We start from the raw sequence: 22,600 nt of genomic DNA, 5'->3' as shown, positions 1-22,600 counted from the left end.
CGCCTCGCGGCCGGAGAGTTTCCAGAAGAGCAGCCCCTCGACCGGGAGCTGGACGGTAATTCGGTTGAGCATAATCGATATTCCGTAATGTTTTATGCTAAATAAATGTATCAACAAAGACGAGATTTTTGACAAGACGTTTTGGGATATGCACAAGTCACCGTCTGCTTAATTTCGATACCGCTTTTGCCTTTTCAAAGATTCATTGTCTTGTTCATATTGATATATCCACAGGGAGTAGATCTTAAGAAACTCTGAGAATATAAACAAAACACTATTCAGCCAGACGTTCTGGGCCCCCGTGAGGTTCAACAACAGCGGAAAAAGGGTCACCGAACACCGGAAAGAGATCAGGCGGAAAACTTCCTGGCAGAGCGCCAGTTTGCTCGCAAAAGGCTTCCCTGTCAGAAAGCACCATGCTGAGGCAAAAAGCGACAACAGCAACAGGAAATCGAGAATAAAGAACAGCAGCAGAACGCTATACCCACCACCAGAAGGCCCGTTTCCTGTCGCAATGAAGGAGAAGATATCGGATACAAAGGGGACTCTGTCATGGCGTACAGACTGCGCACAGTAGATCGCAACAGCCAGCGCATCCATCGTTCCCCAGAAAATGAAAACCTGCTTTTTAACAGTCATCATTGCTTAAGGAAGCTCACGGTTTAACGACATCACTGACTCACCGGCGCGGGAGGCCATTTACCACCATGCTGAATAAGCGCGTCCTTAATTTCAGTCAGTTTTTGATATTCGTCACTGCCCTCTTTCGCCCGGTTCAGATAACGCTGCAGCTGGTTGGCCATTGTCCAGCCATTATCCGCCTTGATCTCAGCGTTTGCGCCACGCTCCAGCAAAAGCAGGACATGGTCGTAAGAGTGAAAATCCAGCGCGGCGATCAGCAACGTATTACCCAGTGAGTTGGTGATATTGATATCTGCTCCGCCATCGAACATCGCCTGGAGCGTATCGGTGTTTTTTGCTTCGAGGGTTTCGAAGATAATCGGTTCCCCAAACGTTTTGTCCTTCGCATCCGGCGGTAATCCGCCCTCCAGCATCGCCTTTATCCAGACGCCGCTGTCCGCTTTCAGGACAAATTCTGCAGGACTGCTCTCCCCCCGAGGTCGTGGCTGCAGTGGATCTGCCCCCGATTTGACCAGCGCGGTAATAATCTTTAATTGATCCGGTGTTTTCTTATCGTTAATTGAATTCATCACCGCCCAAAACAGCAGCGTCATGTCCTCTTTACCGGGCGTATTAAGGTCGGTTTGCGAAGCGAGCTTAACAACTTCATTCACCTCACCGGCCTCAATGGCGCGTGCTAAGGTGAGCTGCTGTCCGCTGAAGTAATTGTCTGGTTTCAAATCCATATTTTGCTTGCACCCCTGCACCATTAACATTAGACAAAGCGCTATCCAGCCAGTAATCAATGATTTCACGCGCGACTCCCGATAATTGCGATGTCTTCATCTTTCTGTTGCTCAATACAGTTAATCGCCTGATCGATGCCATGGCGATCGAGAGCGCCTCCCGTTCCCCCCGGAAGGTCGTGTGCAATTCCGGCAGCGTCAGGCATGACGGCAGAAAGCTCTTCTTTGGCTATCAATGCCGGCACGTGTCCTTTAACCGTTTTGAAATCTTCCCAAAGGTTAACTTCCTGAATTTTTGTCAGCAGTTCACCTTCAACCCGGTAAGCCTGAATATTTTCCGTACTGCCCAACAAACTTCCGCCGTATTTCTCTACGGTCCCAGGATGCAGTCCGGCCGCGTTGAAGGTCCATCCCGGCATACCGCTGGCCATCGAGGTCGCAGAGGCTAATCCGCCCCCCAGCGAGTGACCCGCGATGTCCACTTGTTGTCCGGATTTAGAGAGTTGTTCGCCTAGCCCCACCGCTCTTTTGTAATAATCTGACGCCATGCCAAGCCCTTGCGCACCGTTATTTTTCCAGTCAGCCATGTTTTTCATGGGGAAGAATTCAGGTTGCCGTGATCCTCTGAACACTAACGTTGGATTCATATCGCGACCAAACACCTCAGGATCGGGTTGATATACGCGGGCAAGAAAATCAGGCGAGGCTGTATTGTCAAAAAGGGCTTTGCGGTTTAGCCCAAGCTTCTTCAGCGCGGCGGCATCATTGCTGATATCCTTCCACCCCTCCGGTACCCCCGGCGTGGTTTCCAGCGGGTTTACGGTCTTATAAACATTTTCCGCAAGCTTCGCCTTCTCCACCGCAATGTTATTCGCCGCTAACCGCTTAGCCGCGATCTGCGCATCCGGATAGAGACTGTTGCTGCCCTTCGCAATCAGGTCCTTACGGGCCTGCCAGCGTTCGGCTTTGGTCATATTCTGCAACTGAGAGGCATAGGTTTTACCGTCTTTGCCCGGCGTTGGCTGGTCAGGCACCTGCGCCGCTTTGGATTTCACCACCTGCGTCGGCAGCTCCGTTGGCGCAGGGCGGGAACCATAGGTGCGCACCATCGTTTCGTAACGATCGACGATATTGCTTACCGGGTACCAGCCCAGCCCGGTGAGCGAGGCGGCCTGAAGCCGCCCCTTTGCATTGATGTAAAAGATTTCCGTTACCGACGACCAGCTGCGAAAACTCTCGTCAATCGCAACGATCCTGCCCATATCGAGATCCTGTGCAATCAGCTTGCGCGTATCGCGCCCGGACTGATAGGGATTTGCGCCAGTGATGGATCGCAGTAAATCGTAGCGCGTGAAGAGTGAGCGCAACGAATGGTCTGGCACCGACATAATCCACTGCCCGGCGACGGACGGGCGGATAATTTTCGCAAAAAGCGCTGGCGCAACGTTCTCGCTGAACAGATAGACAAACTTAATGTTATACATTCGCTCCGTCCTGTACCGGCCTGACTTACGGATTCACCAGCCAGGTGCCCGGCTTAACGATATCCAGCGTCTGGCTACGCGTTCTTCCGTTGCCCTGCAGTTCAATCTTCGTCTCACCTGCCGGCAGTTTGAGCGACGCATAGCCGTTATTTGCCGGACGCAGCGCTTTAGGCTCGCCGTTCACCTTCAGCGTTTCGCCATCGAGAATACGGATATAGACCAACGCAACCGGGCTCGCAACAGGCGGTGGCGTTTGTTGCGCTGTCGCTGGCGCAGTGGCCTGCTCGCTCACCGTCGCCGTTTCTGGCTTCACCTCTGGCGCGTTTGCGGCGGTTTCAGTCGGACGCGTCTCTGCCGGTGCCTGTGCAGCCTGCTCTGGCGCATCGTGGCCGCCGCTGAACAGCATGGCGCCGGCGACAACGCCCACCAGCGCGCCCGCGGCGACCATGCCCGGGATCTTGTAACGACGCCAGTCGAGTGGCGACGCCGGTTTTTCCTCTTCCACCGGGACCAGCATCGTGCCGGGCTTTTTCGCCGTCAGCACGTCGTTAATACCGGCAACCGGCATCTCAATCAGCGCGGCGAATTCGTCAATAGACTGAGGACGGTCCTCCATGTGCAGCGCCAGCGCGCGGTCAATGGCCTGCAGCAGCGGAATGGAGTAGCCCTGCGGCATGATTTCCACCAGCGGCTTACAGGTGTCCTGAATGGATCGCACCACGCTGACCGGCGGTGGCGATCCCACGATCAGGGTACGCAGCACGGCGCCGAGGGCGTAAATGTCGGTCCACGGGCCCTGCTCGCTTTCGTTGTCGTCGGTGTACTGCTCAATTGGCGCAAAGCCCGGGCGCAGCATGGTTTCGGTTTCATCAGAGAGGTTACCGATGGTGCGGCGTGCGGAGCCGAAATCGAGCAGCACCGGCAGGCCGTTATCCTGGATCTGGATATTATCCAGAGAGATGTCGCGATGCAGGTATCCTTCGTCGTGGATGGTCTTGATTGCGCCAAACAGCATCGGCAGCGTACGGCGGATCCAGGCTTCGTTAATCAGCTCCGGCTTTTCTTCGCGCAGGCGTGACAGCGTGGTGCCGCTATAAAACAGCGTCCCCATGTAGGCCGTGTCGTTTTGCACCCAGAAGCGCAGGACGTGCAGCAGGTTCGGGTGGTTAAAGCGCGCCAGCAGACGCGCCTCCTGAATAAAGCTGTTCAGCCCGGCGGAAAAGGCTTTGCCAAAGCGCTCGCTGCGCAGCACCAGGGTCATGTCGTCGCCGCGCACGGCGAGCGAGGAAGGCATAAATTCTTTGATAGCGATAGTGCGTTCGAGCTGGTGATCCCACGCGCGATAAACGATGCCGAAACCGCCGCCGCCGATCACCTCTTTGATTTCAAACTCATTGAAGCGGTACCCGACCGGGAGCGCGTTTGGGACAGTCCGATTGTTATCATTATCCGTCATCTTTTACAGTTCTCTTGATGATTATTACGCGGCAAACTGACAGTGAAACTCGCCCTGCTCACAGGTCACATGCAGACGTCGGAACTGCTCGTCGCTGCGGCTGGCGGTAAGTAAAATCTGGCTCATCTGAGGCAGCAAGGTATTGGTCAGGATCGCATCCACCATGCGGCCGCCGGACTCCACCTCGGTACAGCGCTGAACAATCTGTTCCACCACGCTGTCGTCAAACTCAGAAATGATGTTGTGATTCTCTTCCAGGCGACGCTGGATGCGCCTGAGCTGCAGGCGAACAATTTGCCCCAGCATCTCGTCGCTGAGCGGGTAATACGGCACCACCAGCAGACGGCCCAACAGCGCCGGTGGGAACACCTCCAGCAGCGGCTGGCGCAGCGCGCCGCTTAACGCCTCCGGCTCCGGCATCAGCTCCGGGTCAGCACACATGGCGCTGATCAGCTCGGTGCCCACGTTAGACGTCAGAATAATAATGGTGTTGCGGAAATCAATATGGCGCCCTTCGCCATCTTCCATCCAGCCTTTGTCGAAGACCTGGAAGAAGATCTCATGCACGTCCGGGTGCGCTTTTTCAATTTCGTCCAGCAGCACCACGCTATATGGGCGGCGACGCACGGCCTCGGTTAACACACCGCCCTCACCATACCCTACGTATCCCGGCGGTGCACCTTTTAAGGTAGAGACGGTGTGTGCTTCCTGGAATTCACTCATATTGATGGTAATGACGTTCTGCTCGCCGCCGTACAGCGACTCCGCAAGCGCCAGCGCGGTTTCCGTTTTGCCGACGCCAGACGGGCCGCACAGCATAAAGACGCCCACCGGTTTGTTCGGGTCGTCCAGCTTCGCACGGGAGGTTTTCACCCGGCGGGCAATCAGATCCAGCCCGTGACGCTGGCCGATGACCCGCTGGTTCAGCGTGTCGGCAAGGTTCAGCACCGCATCGATCTCGTTTTTCACCATCCGGCCCAGCGGGATCCCGGTCCAGTCAGAAACTACTGCCGCAACCACGTTTTCATCCACCGCGGCGAACAACAGCGGTTCGTCACCCTGTAAGGTTTTCAGCGCCTGCTGCTGCTCCGCAAGCTGGTCGTGCAGCCCGGCGCTCTCTTCATCGCCAGCCGCAAACAGCGCAGCACGCAGGCGGATAATCTCCTGCACCAGGCTGCGCTCTTCCTCCCAGCGCTGGGCCAGGGCGTCGCGTTTTGTCTCATACGCGTCACGCTCTGCGCGTAAGGCCGTTACGCGCCCGGCGTCACCAGCCCCCACCCGCGCTTCGCGTTCGGCAATCCCGATTTCTACGTCCAGCGCGGCAAGATGGCGCAGGCAGTCTTCAAGCTGCGCCGGCGGCGCGCTCTGGCTGACCGCGACGCGGGCACAGGCGGTATCGAGCAGCGCAACGGCTTTATCCGGCAGCTGACGCGCAGGAATATAGCGATGGGAGAGCTTCACCGCGGCGCTCACCGCTTCGTCGAGCAGCAGAACCTGGTGGTGCGTCTCCAGCGGCGATACGGTACTGCGCAGCATCAGAACGGCTTTCGCTTCGTCCGGCTCATGAACCTGCACCGTCTGGAAACGACGGGTCAGCGCCGGATCTTTCTCGATGTATTTTTTGTATTCCGCCCAGGTGGTCGCCCCGATGGTGCGCAGTTGACCGCGCGCCAGGGCAGGCTTCAGCAGGTTGGCGGCGTCGCCGGTGCCCTGCTGGCCGCCTGCGCCAATCAGGGTGTGGATCTCATCGATAAACAGAATGATCGGCGTAGCGCTGGACTGCACTTCATTGATTAACGCCTGCAGACGGGCCTCAAATTCGCCCTTCATGCCCGCGCCGGCCTGCAGCATGCCGATATCCAGCAGCCACAGCTGTATATTTTGCAGCGGCTCCGGTACGTCGCCGTCAGCGATACGCAGCGCCAGCCCTTCCACCACCGCCGTTTTACCGACCCCGGCCTCCCCGGTCAGCAGCGGGTTGTTCTGGCGGCGGCGCATCAGAATATCGACCATCTGGCGGATCTCTTCATCACGCCCGACAACCGGGTCAATCTTCCCTTCACGGGCGCGGGCGGTCAGATCCTGGCCGTACTGGGCCAACGTCCCCTGAGCGGCCGGAACCGCCCCCGCCGGTGCGTCAACCGCGGCAGCGGCCTGCTGCGTCTCTTTGCTGTTGGCGCAAATGGCGTCGAACTGCTCAATCAGCACCTCGACGTTTAGACGGGTAAACTGCGCCGAGATGCTTTTCAGCACGTTGGCCAGATTCCAGGTTTTCAGCAGGCCGATCAGCAAATGGCCGCCGCGAATACGGCTGACGCCAAACTTCAGCGAGCCGTAGACCCAGGCGCGCTCCACGGCGCTGTCGATATGTTCGGAGAGATCGGAAACAGAGCTCGCTCCGCGCGGCAGGGCGTCCAGCGCGGCAACGATATCGCGCGTCAGCTGCTGTTCGTCGAGGGCAAAGTGGCGGATGACCTGCTGCAGATCGCCATCCTGCTGCTGCATCAGCTGATGCAGCCAGTGCACCAGCTCCACATACGGGTTGCCGCGCAGCTTGCAGAAGGCGGTGGCGCTTTCCAGAGAGGTAAATAACAGCGTATCCAGTTTGCCGAAAAGCACGGCACGGCTAATTTCTGACATGTTAGTTTCCATTAACAATGATTCGGTATACGGAAGGATTACCGCTCTGCGCGATACACCAGATCGCCACGCGGGACAGGCTGAGGTTGATGACCCAGCCAGGTGTTATAGCCTAATAGCCCGGTACCGCCGAGCGAGGTGCCCTGCACCGCGTCTTCGCGCAGGATCACCCGTGTATCCCATTCAAATTCCACCCCGGCATACTGGCGCACCCAGTCGCGCAGTTCGGTGACCCAGGCTTCGCCCGGCAGGAAGCGGTTGTACTCCTCCGCGCTCAGCGGGCCAATCTCGATGCGAAACTTATGCTGCACGTCGCGTACCGCAATGCCCAGAAAGGCGGATTCCCCCAGGCGCGGCATGCGCCGACCGGCTCCCAGCTGCGCCTGCTCGCGCGCGGAGAGCGGCATCCACTGCGGGACGTTGCTCACCAGTTTGACCGGTGCCTTAAAGTAATGACGCAGGATCTTTTCCAGCCCCTCCGGATCCCGCCCGTGACGGGTCAGGTGCCCGGCGTGGGTAAAGCGGGCATGCGGGCTGAGGCTGCCTTTGTTCATCTGACCCGGCTGTCCCATCCCAATCAGCGACGCCAGATACCTCTCAAAGCGCCTGTTGTCGGCGCGATCAAGGGAGACGGCGGGCTGTGCATCCGCCCAGGCGCGATAAAACAGCAGCGTCAGGCGATGATGGAACAGATCGGCAAAGGCACTCAGGCTGCTGTCCTGATGATGATGAATACGCTCGCGGGCGTACTCCGTCATGTGGACCGGTAGCGGGCCGTTCGGGCCAAACAGGCCGAAGCTGAGGATAGACACCTCATGCAGCCCGCTCCCTTCGCGCTGACGCACCTGCGCCACCGTGGAAGGCGCAAAGCTCATCGACGGCTGCTGGCCGATGCGTAGTGGCTCAAATTTCGGCAGCGGCGCGCGACCCAGCGGATAGCGCTCGCCGCCCTGGGCATCAATGCGTCTTAACAGCTGGAACAGATCGTAGCGCCACGGCGTTTCGCGAACGCCGCGCCAGAAACTGTCCGGCAGCGGCGTGAGGCGGTGTACGCGCAGCGGTGCGGCAGCAACGTCACTCATAGCAGTGCCCTTTTACCCATCCGCGGTGCCCAGTAGCCGATCTCGCCGCGCTGCTGGCTCTTGAGGGTAAATTCCGTGAAGCTGTTAATGGACACCAGCCGGGCAAAGAGACGCTCCAGCACGCTGCCGAAAAGCCAGGGGCTGGCACCGGAGAACGCCCGCTCATCTACCGTCAGGGTAATGCCAATCCCGCGGGCGAAAACGACCGGGCCAGGCTCCGGCACGCGGCGGTGAACCGGCTCCAGCACGCAGTGTCGAACCCCTTCCACCTGACGCGCAACTGGCGTCTCAGCCAGGTTGGCATACAGCCCTAACAGCTGACGCAGCGCGGCTGCGCCGTCTTCGTTATCGCTGTCCATCAGGCTGAGGTAGTTCATCTGCAGCTGGCTGATGAGGCGCCAGGTGCTGAACCCTTCGGCCAGCGCCGGACGCGGCGGCGTCGGGCCTTTACGCAGGGTCAGGGATTTCACCGGCATGGAGTCAGCCATAATGAACTGCCCGAGCTCCTGCTGCAGCATCAGCGGCAGATCACGGCTGGTGCAAAGCACCTCGGCAGAGATGTAGCGCAGGTTCTCCTGCCACGGCGCGTGCTGTTCATCAACCAGCGACACAAACACCTCTGAACCGATATAGCCGGTACGGGTGCCGTAACGCAGGGCATGTTCAGAGAGCACGCGCTGTTCCCGGCGCAGTGAAAAATAGGCCCCGTAGTTGCCCGCGTCCCCGCTCCAGGTGCTCCAGAAAGGACGAAACGTCTGGTCGTCGCGCTGCCCGTCGGCGCTGCCGTAGATTTTATTCACCGCGTAAATTTCATAATCCAGCGGGCGAATGTTATCGACCACCAGATGATATTCATGCTGGCCTTCATTCAGCTTCTGCCGGGCCGCGACCTTCGGGAACAGGTTGATCACCGGAGTGCAGTGCAGGGCCAGATGGCTGGTGTCGACCACGCGCTCCAGCTGTTCATCCGACTTATCCAGCAGAATGAAGATATCGAACGCTTTTTCGCTGTCACAACGCTGCACAAGCGAGTTCAGTCCGCTTAGGCTGATAAAGCGGAAACGGGCCGGGAAGGCGAAATACTCCTGCAGCAGACGGTAACCGTCAAAGTTGCGCAGATCGTCCGGGAGCAGCGCCTGATCCGGCTCAAAGCCCTCCTGGCGCAGCGCATCCGACGGGAGCAACTGCCGCTGCGGATGCGGGCTGACCGTCTGGCAGACGATCCCGGCATGATGCTCCATCACCAGCTCCAGCAGCTTCAGCGCTTCAATGTCCGGACCGCTGAGAAAAAGCGCCAGCTGGTCGAAATTCAGATGACCAAGGTTTTGCGGACCGTCGCAGGCAATACGGATGCGTAACGCGCTGTTAATACCGCGCTGGCTCAGACCCAACTGCGCCAGCGGCAGATCCGCCGGCACGCCGCCCAGCTCAACCTTGTCGATTTTCAACGGCAGCAGATTGACCTCGTGCGCCGTGGTGTAGCTGCAGGTTACGCCGGTTTTCTTCAGCGCCAGGCTGTCCATCATGGTGCCGCGCGGCACAATGAAGCCGTTGCTCAGATCGCCACGGCTGCTGTCAGGTTCAATTTGTGCAATCGCTATCGAGGGGGTCGGCGCAAGGTAGTTCGGCGCAATCATCTCCAGCAGACGCTGGGAGAAACGCGGAAACTCCGCATCCATTTTCATCTGCACGCGGGAGGTCAGAAACGCGAACCCTTCCATCAGGCGTTCAGTATACGGATCCGCCACTTCGATGCCGCGCATGCCCAGCCTTCCGGCGACTTTCGGGTAGCGTTCGGCAAACTCGGCCCCCATTTCGCGCAGGTAAGCCAGCTCACGGTTGTAATAGTCGAGCAGTTTACTTTCCATGATTACCCCGCATCTTTCAGTTCAAAGTGGCCGTTTTCCAGATCGACATCGGTGCGAAACAGGAACTCCAGCGGGTACGGCACACACCACAAACGCCCTTTTATCTCGATGGAGAGCACGTTGTGCAGATCCAGTGAGGAGGTATCCGACACGCAGCGGACCTGCAGCCCCTGCGGCAAAATACGCGGTTCAAAATTGATGATGGCCTCGGTGAGTTTGCGCTGAATATCATGCCATTCGATATCCGACATGCGCTTCCCGGCCAGCGGTGCAACGCCGAAGTTCACCACCGAGCGGCTCACGTGCGGCAAGGCGCTCAAATCGCCGGAGGCGTCGTGGTTGATGGTGTTAAACAGCCACTGCAGATCCCGCAGCACATTGCGACGCAGTGCGGCGTGGGTAATCAGGTTGCTGTTAGCCGGCTCGCGTTTTTTCTCCGGGTCGTTATCGGTGAGACGATCGAGCAGCGAGGGCTGCATTTTGTCGCGCGCCCCCACCTTCTCCTGCTTGCTGCGGGCTTGCCAGCCGCTGCGCAGCAGATCGCCTTCGCCAGCGGGATTACTCATCGGCTCCGTCCGTTGCAAACGTCACGAGGCTTAACGACAGCAGCGGGCTTTCGCTTTGCTCGCTCAGCCAGGCCTTCTGCCCCATTCCTTCGTACAGGGTGCCGTCATCGTCGAGTGGGTGCCAGTCGGTGGTGCGCCCCAGCTTGACCGCATCGGAGGCATCGGCCGCAAACGGATAGCGCGCCGGGATCTGACACACCTGTTCCGTACCGTCGGTCAAACGCACCAGCGCATGACGCCAGACCAGATCAGTTACGCTGGCCGGCGCCTGGAAACGGATCTCCGCGATAGCATTAAACGGCAGCCAGAAATAGCGGCCGTTAACCAGGGTTTCGCAGACGGGGCCCAGACGGGCATCGCCGTCCATTAGCCATTCGAACGCCTGCGTCTCTTCGTTTTCGAAGGTCAACTGACCGGCGTTCGCCTGTGCCTGTTCAAGGGCTTCCAGGCGCAGCGCGTGGGCGCGTTCGTCGCTTTCGTTAAGCGCTGCGGCAAGCGTCGCGAGCCACGGCCACTGGGTTTCAGGCATGGCAGGACGCAGCGCACCCGCCATCACCTGCGCGCGCTGCAATTCACCCTGAATGGCCTGCTCCAGCAGCGTGACGGTGGGCTTCGCCTGAGGCTTCAACGCCAGCCAGCTCTTCAGCTGGGTCAGGGCCCGCGTCCAGTTGCCGCTGAGGGTTAAAAACTGCACGAACGCGGCGCGGAGATCGGCGTCTGCCGGACGGGCTTTGATTTCGGCCTCCAGACGCGCCAGCGCCTCGTTGAGGGACTCACCCGCCAGGTGTTGATAGAGCGTATTCATAGCCATTCCTTAATTCGCCGCGCGCCATGCGCCGACTGCCGGGTCGCGCAGCTGCGGACGCAGGGTGTCAATCAGCACGATATTCAGCGGAGTGCCGGGCGCAACCCAGGCGCTCCACGTTTTTTTCACCGCGGCGATACGCGCCTGCAGTTTTGCATCGTCGCTGGCGACTTCGCGCGAAATTTCCACCGCCACCGTGCCGTTGCTCTTCCAGCTGTTCAGGGCGTCATCGTAAGGCAGGATCATCCAGCTCTGATCGCTGTCAGAGGTGCTGAAGACCATGCGCTCTTTGTTGACGGAGGTGATCAGGGCGTTTTCCGGGTCGGCGTTTTGGTTCAACCCGGTCACCGGGAAGCCGTGAATGTAGGTCACGGCCATCTCTTTTTGCCCGCCGTTGCGGGACTGGGAGATAACGGTGTGTCCGCTCAGCCAGCTGCCATTACCGCAGCGGGTGGTCTCAGAATCCGGAATGAAGAGCGCCGGTGCGGATGCGCCACCTTCCCAGAAGGTGCGCAGATGGCAGCCGTCCTGAAGGGTAAACTCCTGCCACGGCGTGCGGTCGGCGGGCGCAGTCTGGGTAGCCACATTCTGGTCTGGTGGGAGTAATGCGCCGCTGGCAGCGGTTTCGGTCGCGGCGGGCGCAGCCTGCGCCTGTTTCACCACCAGCGCCCAATCCTGCGCTTTGCCTGCCGTGCCCTGTGCCAGCGTCGTGCCCGCCGGATCGTTGAGCGTCCAGCTGAGTTTATTGAGTTTGCTGCACTGGTGCTCCAGCAGCGAGCCAAGACGCGGGACAAAGTTTTCCAGCACAGAGACGTCTTTCTTGCCGTTCGCCACGATACGCAGCGCCACCTCTGGCTTACACCAGCTTTGCGGGGTGTTGTCTTTGATGTTGTCGATCCAGATATCCAGCTTCTGCGCAGGAGACTGCACGATGCGGAAATTCTCAGCCTGAGCGGTGGAGGTCACCACCAGAAGTGCCAAACCCGATAGCCAAAGTTTCATAGCGTTCCTTGTGTGTCTAATCAGTTCCGCAGGGAAGAAATTGTGCTGCATCAGAGAGGGTGTGCAGCAATGTTGTATCCTGAGGGTTGCCCATCCATACCGCCAGGGCGGTATAGTTATCCTGAGCATTCCCCTCCTGTTCGCCATTCTTTTGAATGATTTGGTTCATTAAGGTCAGCCACTCCTGCGGCGTATTGACCATATGCAGCGACTGCTTCATTTGCTCTTCGCTGACGCCGTGCCAGAAGCCGTCGGTGCACAGTAAGAACGCATCGCCGTCTTCAACCTGCACTACGTCGCTATAGCTCGCTTCTGGCCCACCGTTTTCAATCCCCAGCGCCAGATACAGCAGGTTGCTGTTCAGGTTATCGGTCTGGTGCCCGGCATCTTTCATCTGCTGCACCAGGCTGTGGTCGGTGGTGACGTGCCACAGCCAGCCGCGACGAAACAGGTACAGGCGGCTGTCCCCGGCGTGCGCCCAGTAGGCCAGCCCATAATCCCGGTCAATGAACAGGCTGACCAGCGTCGTGCCCATCCGGCGGTAGTCCTGCACGGCCTGCTGTTCGCTGAGAATGGTGCGATTCGCGGTCTGCACGTAGTCGCGGATATGCTGCGCATTAAGGTGTTTGTTGCCATCGAAGCGGGAGATAATGCTGTTGCGGGCCAGTTCAGCGGCCACCTCCCCGCCCGGCAGGCCAGCGATGCCGTCGCAGACGACAAAGCAGGCTGAGCGTTCCCCAATGGTTTCTCCCGTCTGATCCTGGTTACTGGCGCGCGTCCCCTGGCGGGAGAGAGAAGCCGTTGCGATATTCATTTGTCTTCCGATCCGCTCTGTGAGTCTTTGTACTGATTCACCTCCATGTCATAGGCATGAAGGAAAGCTTCGCCAAACAGGGTGTGGAAGTCATCCTCGATCTCACCTGCCGTCTCGCCGTAACTGCGAACAAAATAGTCCCACAGGGCGGCTTTGCGGCTTCCCGGCAGCGCCAGGCGAGAGGTCATGCCGTTCTGTTTCGCCTGCTCTTCCAGCTGTTCCGGGTTAAAGGACTGGAGCATCGCGGCAATAATGGCGCGAATACCGGAGATCATCCCCAGCTGGTGCGCCTGCAGATCGATCAGCGCGTCGCGCACGGATTTCGTCGGCGGCATAAAGCCCGGCATGGGGGTACCGAACATCTGGATGAGGACAGTTTTCCCGGTCGGCAACAGCTTGAACGGGTTGTTAGCGTCGTCCAGCACCATGGTCATGTCGGCTTTGACGCCACGCTTGAGGATAGAGCGCGAGGAGAGCAGCGCCACGGTTCCCTGGGAGAACATACCGAGGATCTGCCCCAGCTGACGCATGTTTTCCCGGTCAAACTGCGGCACCGGCTGCATTTCGCTCAGGCCCATACCTTCCAGCAGCGCCTCCAGCAGCTCGCCCTGCAGCACTTCGCCCTTCTCACCGTTGTTCGCCGTGGCGCCGGGTGAGGCGGCGTTATTGACCGGATCGATACGCAGCCGTCCCTTAGGCGCCTGACTGCTACTGCGCGCAACGGCCTGCGGTGTAGGCATAGTGAAGCCTGCGTAATCCTGTCGCGGGGGTGCTTCTTCAGCTCGCGGGGCTTCCTGCGGTTCAGGGGCGAACAGCGGGGACCCGGCCAGCACGTCCTCCTCCGGCTCAGGTTCCGGCTTTGGCTCCGGCTTCTGGTCGGCAATCTCGTCCGGATGAGTTAACGGCGCCCCACCCATCAGCCCGAGCGGGTCATCATTACGTGCGGCTGGCGCGCTGGCCGCCCCCCCAAACAGGGCCAGCGGGTCGAGTTCATCCGTCGTCTCTTCTGCTGGCGCGGGTTTGCTCTCAACCGGTGGCACCAGGGTTGAAGGGGTGACGTCATCAAAGATGCTCTCTTTTTTGAACAACGCTTCATCGCTGAACAAGGTGTCTGGATCAACGTTCTTACGCTCAAGCTTCGGATCGCTGTCATTGAACATCGCCAGCGGATCTTCGGCGTTACGCTCCGGTGCGGCGGGCTGGGAGAAGGGATCGTGAGACGCCGCAGGCTGCGGTTTCGTCCGGTTGCGGGAGATGCTGTCGGAGATAGAGAACTCCTGCATCAGGCTGTCCCAGATTTCAGACGGCACGGCAGTTGGCTCAGCCTTACCGCGCGGTGCGGCGCTTGCCGGTTTCGGCTGCGCAACCGGTGCTGGCGCAACGGTCGGACGAGCCTGCTGCTGCATGCTGGCGGCCATGCGGCTCACCGGCTGGGTGTCGTGGATAAGCTCGGTCACTTCGATGCGGTAGTCATCAATGCCGAGAATGTCGCCATCCTGCAGCTCAACCTGACGGCCCCGCTCCAGCGGAATGTCATTTAATACCACGCGGGTGACGCTGCCACGGTTGGTGACGCGGCATTCGCCCTGGGCGTCAACGTGAACAATGGCCTGCAGACGCGAGATGGTGCGGTCATTGTCCGGCAAGACCAGATTGTTATCCGTACCGCGCCCAATGGTGCCGCCCGGGGCGTAAAAATCACAGCTGCTCTGCGGCGGCTGATGACCGGGTTTCGTAGAAATAATCGTGAATCGCATGGCGTATTCCTGCTGGTATGATTAGCGCTCAAACGCTGCCGCTCTCGGGGGTGAGAACGGCGGCGTTTGGGGGTTAAGGCAAAGGACAGTTTAAATATCGAGCATCATTTGAAACGGTTCTTTTATCGCCCGGTAGCAACTAGCACAATTAACATTAACATTAAAAACACGACAAAAACCGTTAATTTATGGAACGTTGCAATCCAGGGAAAACGGTATATTGAAAGTATAAATCTTCCTGCTTCAGGAGAAATTTGCCTTCTGCTACCTGACGTTATCGGCTTGCACGCCATTATTTTTCTCATTAAGAATACGCGATGCGCAAACCCAGGTAATCCAAGCTGCTCATAAAAAAGATAATCATTTATATCTAAGAATTGTTTACTACTCAGGAGGTGAAATGCTTTTGTTAGTTCCTGAGAGTGTTTCCGATAAAAATAGACGTATAAAACCAAAGAAACAAACAAACCTAAAAATACAAAAGAAAGCAGCATCAGGCGCATTGACTCGTACACCACCCCGAAAAAAAATAAATTACATGACTTAATTACGCTGGCATGATTAACACAAAAAAAATTCCCATAGTAATAAATGTTTATACAATACCAACACTTGCCATGACTAAAAGCAGTATAAAAACAGCAGCTGTGAATTTTATTTTCTTATCATATGAATAAACCCAGAAGAGTTCAAAGTCGGACAAAACATCATGACATGCATGAGATTGAAACCTTCGAGAGTCGGTTAGCTTAACGCTTTTTCCCCGTAATAACCTTGATAAAATTGTGATACGGAAACCGAACCCCCAGAACCCCAAGCCTTCCCAAACTTGATAATCTTCCTTCCTTAATAATCTGGCTTTCGTTAATGCATTATATATTTCCGAAACTTCACCCGAGTGCTTTCGATAATCAATATAAAAAGTAACCATCAGGATTAAGAACAGAGCAAAAAGAGAAATCACAAAAATGGAGAAAATATCATTAGCAATCATATCATTCCCCACTGAATATTAAGATACCGATCTTCTCGCCAACAAACCCATCTACTTTCGTACCTCCAGCATCGCCAGCAGCACCTATGATTAATCCGTAAACAAGCGCTCCAGCCCCAGCAGTCGGGACACCTAATGATTGTTATCCGTTGAGAAATTGAATACAAAAACTATTTAATGAAGGTTATAAAATATAATCCAACAATGAGCCACAGAATGAATATTAACGCCTGTATTTTATAACGACGATGTAACTTTAGCATCCAGCCAATTCTTTCGTCCGGTAACGACCGTACGTATTTATAAGCTTCTTCCTGCACAAACCTTTCATGGGTAAACTTCATTCTGACGCCTTTATAAAGGCGTACAAACCAGATTATTTTTTGGTAATTAGCTAGTGAACCAAAAAAATAAGCGTAATTTGTCACAAGATCCAGATCATATCCTTTGCGCCGGTAGTCAGAAAGTAGCTGATTATAATCATTCTCGTGCTTTTTAAAAAAACGAGAGCTGAATAGGTCCATGATTACAACAATCAGAAACAAGACCACAATAAGAAACAATAGTAAATAGTCCATTTTCACCATAAATTAATTTCACGGTTGCTGGCTCTGCATTCGTCCTGAGCATCATCGCGAACAGTGATCTGCAAATGCAAGATGGTGCGGTCATTGTTCTATAACACCAGATGTGGTGCCCGAGGAATATAATTAACATCTGCTTCGCAGCGACCGATGTAATTACACTCAAACGCTGCCTCGCTCGGGGCCAGAACGGCGGCGTTTGGGGTTAACACATTCTATTCAGTCTGCGTAAGCTTAAACTGATCTGAGGGGCCTTCTTCTAAGATGAAACGAGCCGCATAACGAATAGAATCGTTTTTCCCTGACACTTTCAGAGCAACATCATATTCTCCCGTTTGCCACGCAATCCCCGTCCACTGATAACATTGTTGAGCCGTTAACGTCACCTCAGGGCTAAACGTTGACGGCAGCGATATCGCCTTCCATTCATTTCCCGCGCGTTTCATTATGGTGGGTGAATGACTGGTGACAGGCGCGTCTAACCCAGAGTTAGCAGGAATAGCAAAGCAGGGCTCGTTGTTCTTTAGCGTAACCGAAAGCGACTGATATTGTGCCGGATGAGACACACAGGCGCTCGCCATTAACGTGACAGCAAACACACCGAATAACTTTTTTATAACCATGCCCGCCGATCCTGAGGGCTTTTGACGTTGATAAAGACCGGGGAAAATTCCCCGGCCACATGCGCAATTACGCTTCTTTGTTCTCTTTGATGTTCCAGCCAGCGCTGCTTTCAGCACCTTTACCACCAGACGTGGTCTGCTCCCAGTACTGCTGTTTCACTTTCGCAGCCTGGAATGCATAGGTCACACCAACGGTATCGCCGTTGTCTGCACCGGTGTACTGAACAGACGTGACCAGCACATCTTCCAGGGTGATGCGGGAGTATTCCACCTGCTGGCCACCGGCTTTACAGACGGACAGCTCAACTTTGGTCAGGTGTTTACCGCTGGCGCAGTGTTTCAGGATTGCTGTGGTGGATTTGTCGATCAGGGCGTTAACGTGCAGATCGTTAAAGTTAACTTTACCGGCACCGCCGCCACCACCAACGCTCATATTACCAGGCTGGGAAGCGCCCCAGGAGAAGGAGGTAATATCAGTCCAGCCGGTGTGGTTAGAATCTTTAGATTCGCCAGTAACACCCTCGACCTTCAGAAACATATCAATAGCCATAATATCTACTCTTCGTGGATGAACAATATTGCTTTCGAAAAAGCACTTATATGGCAAACAGGAAAGCATGGGGCTGAATAAAACCGTCCATATTTTACCTCTGCCTCATATCAAATGACCCGTGTCATTTGACAGCCTTACATTCCCCCTGAATGAACGGAAAGAATGTGAAGTCTTTTACTACTGCGGGTTATCCTGAATCCAGGTACGTTCAGGATCGCCAATGATGACTTGCGGAACCAGTTTGTTCAGTTCGTCGCTATGATAAAGACGTAAACAGTTTAAGGTTACGCCTTTTATTTTTTGAGAACGCTCGGAGTGAAAGCTGTTCTTTTCGTCTTTATATTTTTTTATAACTGCCTCAATTTTCTCCATGCCATTTTCAACATCGAAAGGCATCCACTCCAACAGTGCGCTTGCACTGAGTCCTGCATCAGCAGAAAACTGAGCATCTTCATCTGCCACCTCAGCAAGACAGCGTGCCAGAACGTAATCTTTCATTACCTGTCTGTAAGTTTGCTGATGAAAGAATTGAGGGTAGGTATTAGCAGAATAAGATGTGCAACTAGTCAGAAAAAGAAACAGGCAAAGCGTTTTTTTTATCATGGCGATATCTTTATTTACGCTATAGCGTTATCTCAGTTCCCAGAACCAAATCTCTTTGCAGTCGGTATAACAATCGGAATTGCACTGCATCATGTTATCCCCTACCGGCTCCAATAGGTCGATGTGTCCACCGTTGTAATTAGTTATACGGTTAAAGAAAATCACACCTTTACGGTTACGAAGTTTTTGACCTGCCTCACGAATATCAGTATAGATTTCTGCCTTGCCAAACACACTCGCTTTATAGAGTTGGTCAGCTAAAAGCTTCGCACCAGGTTCAATTTTTTTACCCTTATATGGTCCATTCTTTATAGCCAAACGTCCTTCAAATTTAACATCACACTTTAAGAGGGCGAGACTCATTCGCACTGCGCAAGTATTCATATACCCAGGATTGGATTTGATGAGCACGTTTGCGTCGTAACCTATTTCGTTAAAGAGATCATCCCGAGGGACATAACCAGGACGCGCTTCGTTAGAGGAGTAATGTTGTGCTTTTAACTGTGCATACAACGGTTTCATGGTTGAACTCCTTTTTTGCACGGTAAATCCTGCGCCAGAGCCTCGGTGATTAACGACGCTGCAGCTTCTTTCTTACGGTTTTCAGGCAATTTTCTGAAATAGCTATAAATGCTCTCTCGTAATGAACCGGGTAAGGCGACCGTATATCCACACCAGGATTTGCCCTCCGTCGCATCCATTACCCCAAGCAGGTACATATTCGCCTTAAGCTGCTCCTGCTCGTTATCTTTTGCGAGCCACGCTGCAAGAAACTTTTCTCCGCTCATTCGTACATCATTACGGGACAGCGTATTAGGGTCGCGTAGAAGATTTGATGAGTCATTCTGACCATTAGCAGCCCATAGTGGCGCAGCTCCCAACAGACCGGCAAACAGCAACGTATGTAGGGTAAGTAACTTCATTGTTTCTCCTGCTCCAGATTAGATTTCTCTTTCAGCTTAACTAAACGTGGTCAGTGAAGGATTAACAACACTTTTTGATTTTCTCACCGGCAGCGTATATGCACATCGCGAGTGCAATACATCCGACAAGCCAAAGTACATGCAATATTGCTCTCAAAACACCCTGTTGCCAGTCAAAGAACAATAGGTAGTAAATACATGTACTAAAAAAGACCATTGCCGACATCAAAAGCAATAAATAAGCGATGAAATAGATAATGAATTTTTTCATCAATAATTCCCTTCAAATTCATTATCTGTTTCATATACAGCGTCATAGCTGCCGGCCCTGACGGACCGGCAGCTATTATCACGCGTCTTTCGTCTTCAGCGACGGCAGTTTAGACACCAGACGCAGGGATACAGTCAGCCCCTCCAGCTGGTAGTGTGGACGCAGGAAGAACTTCGCGGCGTAGTAGCCCGGGTTGTCTTCAATTTCCTGCACCTGCACTTCCGCAGCCGCCAGCGGTTTGCGGGACTTGGTCTCCTGGGAGGAGTTCGCCGGGTCGCCGTCCACGTAGTTCATTACCCAGTCGTTCAGCCAGCGTTCCATCTCCTCGCGCTCGCGGAAGGAGCCGATTTTGTCACGCACGATGCACTTCAGGTAGTGAGCAAAACGGCAGCAGGCGAACAGGTACGGCAGACGAGACGCAAGGCGCGCGTTAGCGGTCGCATCCGGGTCATGGTACTCCGCCGGTTTTTGCAGAGACTGTGCGCCGATGAAGGCAGCGAAGTCAGAGTTTTTGCGGTGAACCAGCGGCATAAAGCCGTTTTTCGCCAGCTCGGCTTCTCGACGGTCGCTGATGGCGATCTCGGTTGGACATTTCATGTCCACGCCGCCGTCATCGCTCGGGAAGGTGTGGCACGGCAGGTTTTCCACCGCCCCGCCGGACTCCACGCCGCGAATCGAGGTGCACCAGCCGTACTCTTTGAAGGAGCGGTTGATGTTGGCTGCCATCGCATACGCGGCGTTCGCCCACGCGTAGCTGTTGTGGTTCGCGCCGTCGGTCTGCTCTTCAAAGTCAAAGCTGTCGACCGGGTTAGTGCGAATCCCGTACGGCAGGCGCGACAGGAAGCGCGGCATCACCAGGCCCAGATAGCGGGCATCTTCAGATTCACGCAGTGAACGCCAGGCGGCGTACTCGGTGTTCTGGAAGATTTTGGTCAGATCGCGCGGGTTGGCCAGCTCCTGCCAGGACTCCATCTGCATCACGCCCGGTGCGGTACCGGTGATGAACGGACAGTGGGCCGCCGAACCGATGCGCGCCATTTCACCCAGCAGCTCAACGTCCTGCGGGCTGTGGTCGAAGTAGTAGTCGCCGACGATGCAGCCAAACGGCTCACCACCAAACTGACCGTACTCCTGCTCGTAGATTTTCTTGAAGATTGGGCTCTGGTCCCAGCCCACGCCTTTGTAGCGTTTCAGGGTACGGCCCAGCTCCTGCTTGGAGATGCTCATAAAGCGGATCTTCAGCATCTCGTCGGTTTCAGTGTTGTTCACCAGGTAGCTCAGACCGCGCCAGGCGCTCTCCAGCTTCTGAAACTCTTCGTGGTGAATAATCTGGTTTACCTGCTGTGACAGCTGCTCATCGATACCCGCAATCAGATTCTGAATGGTGCGGTAAGTATCGTTTGAGAAGGTGACGGTATTTTCCAGCGCCTGTTGCGCCAGGGTTTTGACCGCGCTTTCTACGGCGGAACGCGCCTGGTCGGTTTTCGGGCGGAACTCTTTGTTCAGCAGCGCGCTGAATTCATCCTGGCTGAACGCCTGACCCGCCTGCTGCTCATGTTGTTGAGTCTGGTTGCTCATCGATTATTCCTCGCTACCTTTCGCGCTTTCGTCATTTTTCGGCAACTGGCTCAGGGATTTGAGCAGTGTCGGATCCTGCAGAATTTTAGCGATCAGCTCTTCCGCACCGTTTTTGCCGTCCATATAGGTCAGCAGGTTGGAGAGCTGTGTACGCGCTTCCAGCAGCTTGTTCAGCGGCTCGACCTTGCGGGCCACCGCATCCGGCAGGAAGTCGTCCATACTGTCGAAGGTCAGATCGACGTTGAGCTTACCTTCGCCGGTCAGGGTGTTGTCCACCTGGAACGCCACGCGCGGCTTCAGCGCCTTCATGCGTTCGTCAAAGTTATCGATGTCAATTTCGAGGAATTTGCGCTCATCCACGGCCGGCAGGTTTTCCACCGGTTTGCCGACCAGATCGGCCATAACGCCCATCACGAACGGCAGCTGAATTTTACGTTCTGCACCGTAGATCTCTACGTCGTACTCGATCTGCACGCGGGGGGCACGGTTACGTGCGATGAATTTCTGCCCACTGTTACTCATTGCCATGATGTTCTCCATCAAAGATGCGCGGTGAAGGTGAAACGGCAGGCTCCATGCCTGTCGTCATAATGCCTGGACGCGTTATTCGCGGCGTCCAAAGATGTTTTCCAGTTGGTTAACGCCGTCTGGCGCCAGGTCGCGAATAATGTCCATAAAGTTAAGTTCTGACAGCCGCTGCACCCGTTCAATCATCAGCGGTGCGGGGTGGCTCGGTTCGTACTGTGCAAAATACTGCTTCGCTTTTTCCAGCATCAGCTGGGCATCGGCGCGGCTGGTGACCTGCACGCTGCGCCAGTCGGTGACCTGCTGGACAGGCTGCGCGGCCATCGGCTGCGAGGCGGCGGGCTGTTCAGCCTGCGCCTCACGGTTTGGCAGCAGCTTGCTGATGTCGGTCACCTGACAGGCGCTGGCCACCAGCCCCACGGTTTTCAGCAACTGCTCCATCTCCGGCACTCCGCTCTCGCCGAGATAGCCGGTGAGCAGCTCGCGGATCGCCAGCAGCCGTTCGTGAATGACGATAACCGCTGCGGTTCCCGGCTGGTCGCCGCGGGAGAGCTCGTCAATCAGCCTTGGACGGCCACCGGGATAGTCCGGACACTCCGTCTTACTGCCGTCCAGCAGCGCCTGGGCATCCCGCAGCGAAATCTCATCGCCGTTTGAACGCAACAGCGAGGCGTTTCGCACCGCGACGGTGAGCTCAGACTTGTCGCTCAGCCCCGCCAGGGCGTTAATGCGGTAAAACGGATCGGTTTCGCCATACTCTTCCAGCAGTGGATAGAGCGGCTCCCAGTAACGGGTGATCGCCTCCTGCACCAGCAGTAATCCGTCAGCGTAACCGGCCAGCCCACGGCGGCGTGTCCAGGCATGGGTTAACGCCAGCAGCACGCGAAGATCTTTGGTGCGGGTCAGCAGGCTGGTGGCGAATTTTTCCACCGTGTTCCAGTCCGCTGGCTCTGCCGGGATAATGGTGTCGCCAAACTGTTGTTCCGCTTTCCCGAGGCTTGCCTGGTTCATGCTCTGAAAATCAGCGTCGTACTCCAGGTTTTCGCCGCAGGGCTTGTCGGGGCTTATTGGCGCGAGAAATTCTTCGATATTCATAAGATCCCTG

Annotated in this window: 22 protein-coding genes; all 22 read right to left on the bottom strand. The window is 55.8% G+C overall.

Features of this window, described 5'->3' with window-relative positions:
• Positions 1 to 168 precede the first annotated feature (168 nt).
• A complete protein-coding gene (locus tag GM298_RS04065) occupies positions 169 to 642 on the bottom strand; it encodes a hypothetical protein (protein ID WP_255220597.1) in 474 nt (157 codons plus the stop codon).
• 29 nt (positions 643 to 671) lie between these two features.
• Positions 672 to 1,397: an ankyrin repeat domain-containing protein gene (locus tag GM298_RS04060; RefSeq protein ID WP_416347200.1), complete on the bottom strand. Its 726-nt coding sequence runs from the start codon at positions 1,395 to 1,397 to the stop codon at positions 672 to 674.
• Between the two features lie 35 nt (positions 1,398 to 1,432).
• On the bottom strand, positions 1,433 to 2,851 hold the full coding sequence (locus tag GM298_RS04055) for a hypothetical protein (protein ID WP_025760028.1): 1,419 nt from the start codon (positions 2,849 to 2,851) through the stop codon (positions 1,433 to 1,435).
• 25 nt (positions 2,852 to 2,876) lie between these two features.
• Positions 2,877 to 4,307, bottom strand: a complete 1,431-nt coding sequence (locus GM298_RS04050) for a serine/threonine protein kinase (RefSeq protein WP_266153636.1) — start codon at positions 4,305 to 4,307, stop codon at positions 2,877 to 2,879.
• A gap of 24 nt (positions 4,308 to 4,331) precedes the next feature.
• Positions 4,332 to 6,947 (bottom strand): type VI secretion system ATPase TssH, encoded by a 2,616-nt coding sequence (gene tssH / locus GM298_RS04045; RefSeq protein WP_047958903.1) that lies wholly within the window; start codon positions 6,945 to 6,947, stop codon positions 4,332 to 4,334.
• A gap of 38 nt (positions 6,948 to 6,985) precedes the next feature.
• Positions 6,986 to 8,029, bottom strand: coding sequence for a type VI secretion system baseplate subunit TssG (gene tssG / locus GM298_RS04040; protein ID WP_266153635.1), 1,044 nt, complete (start codon positions 8,027 to 8,029; stop codon positions 6,986 to 6,988).
• Positions 8,026 to 9,897 (bottom strand): type VI secretion system baseplate subunit TssF, encoded by a 1,872-nt coding sequence (gene tssF / locus GM298_RS04035; protein ID WP_262783640.1) that lies wholly within the window; start codon positions 9,895 to 9,897, stop codon positions 8,026 to 8,028. Before tssF ends, tssG begins: the two co-directional genes overlap by 4 nt.
• A gap of 2 nt (positions 9,898 to 9,899) precedes the next feature.
• Positions 9,900 to 10,463 (bottom strand): type VI secretion system baseplate subunit TssE, encoded by a 564-nt coding sequence (tssE, locus tag GM298_RS04030; RefSeq protein ID WP_025760034.1) that lies wholly within the window; start codon positions 10,461 to 10,463, stop codon positions 9,900 to 9,902.
• Positions 10,456 to 11,268: a type VI secretion system accessory protein TagJ gene (locus GM298_RS04025; protein WP_025760035.1), complete on the bottom strand. Its 813-nt coding sequence runs from the start codon at positions 11,266 to 11,268 to the stop codon at positions 10,456 to 10,458. Before GM298_RS04025 ends, tssE begins: the two co-directional genes overlap by 8 nt.
• A gap of 9 nt (positions 11,269 to 11,277) precedes the next feature.
• On the bottom strand, positions 11,278 to 12,270 hold the full coding sequence (locus GM298_RS04020) for a hypothetical protein (protein ID WP_208283045.1): 993 nt from the start codon (positions 12,268 to 12,270) through the stop codon (positions 11,278 to 11,280).
• Between the two features lie 16 nt (positions 12,271 to 12,286).
• A complete protein-coding gene (locus tag GM298_RS04015) occupies positions 12,287 to 13,084 on the bottom strand; it encodes a PP2C family protein-serine/threonine phosphatase (protein ID WP_025760036.1) in 798 nt (265 codons plus the stop codon).
• Positions 13,081 to 14,841: a type VI secretion system-associated FHA domain protein TagH gene (gene tagH, locus GM298_RS04010; RefSeq protein ID WP_095441598.1), complete on the bottom strand. Its 1,761-nt coding sequence runs from the start codon at positions 14,839 to 14,841 to the stop codon at positions 13,081 to 13,083. Before tagH ends, GM298_RS04015 begins: the two co-directional genes overlap by 4 nt.
• A gap of 122 nt (positions 14,842 to 14,963) precedes the next feature.
• The gene (locus GM298_RS04005; RefSeq protein WP_266153633.1) at positions 14,964 to 15,344 is read right to left on the bottom strand and encodes a hypothetical protein; all 381 of its coding nucleotides are present in this window, start codon (positions 15,342 to 15,344) and stop codon (positions 14,964 to 14,966) included.
• A gap of 92 nt (positions 15,345 to 15,436) precedes the next feature.
• The gene (locus GM298_RS04000; protein ID WP_266153632.1) at positions 15,437 to 15,835 is read right to left on the bottom strand and encodes a hypothetical protein; all 399 of its coding nucleotides are present in this window, start codon (positions 15,833 to 15,835) and stop codon (positions 15,437 to 15,439) included.
• A 799-nt stretch (positions 15,836 to 16,634) separates the two neighbouring features.
• Positions 16,635 to 17,042 (bottom strand): putative T6SS immunity periplasmic lipoprotein, encoded by a 408-nt coding sequence (locus GM298_RS03995; RefSeq protein ID WP_416347199.1) that lies wholly within the window; start codon positions 17,040 to 17,042, stop codon positions 16,635 to 16,637.
• 67 nt (positions 17,043 to 17,109) lie between these two features.
• Positions 17,110 to 17,592, bottom strand: coding sequence for an Hcp family type VI secretion system effector (locus GM298_RS03990; RefSeq protein ID WP_008502640.1), 483 nt, complete (start codon positions 17,590 to 17,592; stop codon positions 17,110 to 17,112).
• A 180-nt stretch (positions 17,593 to 17,772) separates the two neighbouring features.
• Positions 17,773 to 18,195, bottom strand: coding sequence for a T6SS amidase immunity protein Tai4 family protein (locus tag GM298_RS03985; protein WP_375166478.1), 423 nt, complete (start codon positions 18,193 to 18,195; stop codon positions 17,773 to 17,775).
• A 30-nt stretch (positions 18,196 to 18,225) separates the two neighbouring features.
• On the bottom strand, positions 18,226 to 18,720 hold the full coding sequence (locus GM298_RS03980; protein WP_025756842.1) for a T6SS effector amidase Tae4 family protein: 495 nt from the start codon (positions 18,718 to 18,720) through the stop codon (positions 18,226 to 18,228).
• Positions 18,717 to 19,121, bottom strand: a complete 405-nt coding sequence (locus GM298_RS03975) for a Rap1a/Tai family immunity protein (protein WP_225287622.1) — start codon at positions 19,119 to 19,121, stop codon at positions 18,717 to 18,719. Before GM298_RS03975 ends, GM298_RS03980 begins: the two co-directional genes overlap by 4 nt.
• Positions 19,122 to 19,470: 349 nt before the next feature.
• A complete protein-coding gene (gene tssC / locus GM298_RS03970) occupies positions 19,471 to 20,970 on the bottom strand; it encodes a type VI secretion system contractile sheath large subunit (RefSeq protein ID WP_013096181.1) in 1,500 nt (499 codons plus the stop codon).
• A gap of 3 nt (positions 20,971 to 20,973) precedes the next feature.
• Complete coding sequence (tssB, locus tag GM298_RS03965) at positions 20,974 to 21,498, bottom strand: type VI secretion system contractile sheath small subunit (RefSeq protein ID WP_008502644.1); 525 nt, start codon at positions 21,496 to 21,498, stop codon at positions 20,974 to 20,976.
• A gap of 75 nt (positions 21,499 to 21,573) precedes the next feature.
• Positions 21,574 to 22,590: a type VI secretion system protein TssA gene (gene tssA / locus GM298_RS03960; RefSeq protein WP_266153629.1), complete on the bottom strand. Its 1,017-nt coding sequence runs from the start codon at positions 22,588 to 22,590 to the stop codon at positions 21,574 to 21,576.
• Positions 22,591 to 22,600 lie beyond the last annotated feature (10 nt).

The sequence above is a fragment of the Enterobacter sp. HSTU-ASh6 genome, assembly GCF_026319105.1.
Classification (GTDB): Bacteria; Pseudomonadota; Gammaproteobacteria; order Enterobacterales; family Enterobacteriaceae; genus Enterobacter; species Enterobacter sichuanensis.
Note: the sequence above shows the minus strand (reverse complement) of the source record. Positions and strands in the feature narration are given on the sequence as shown.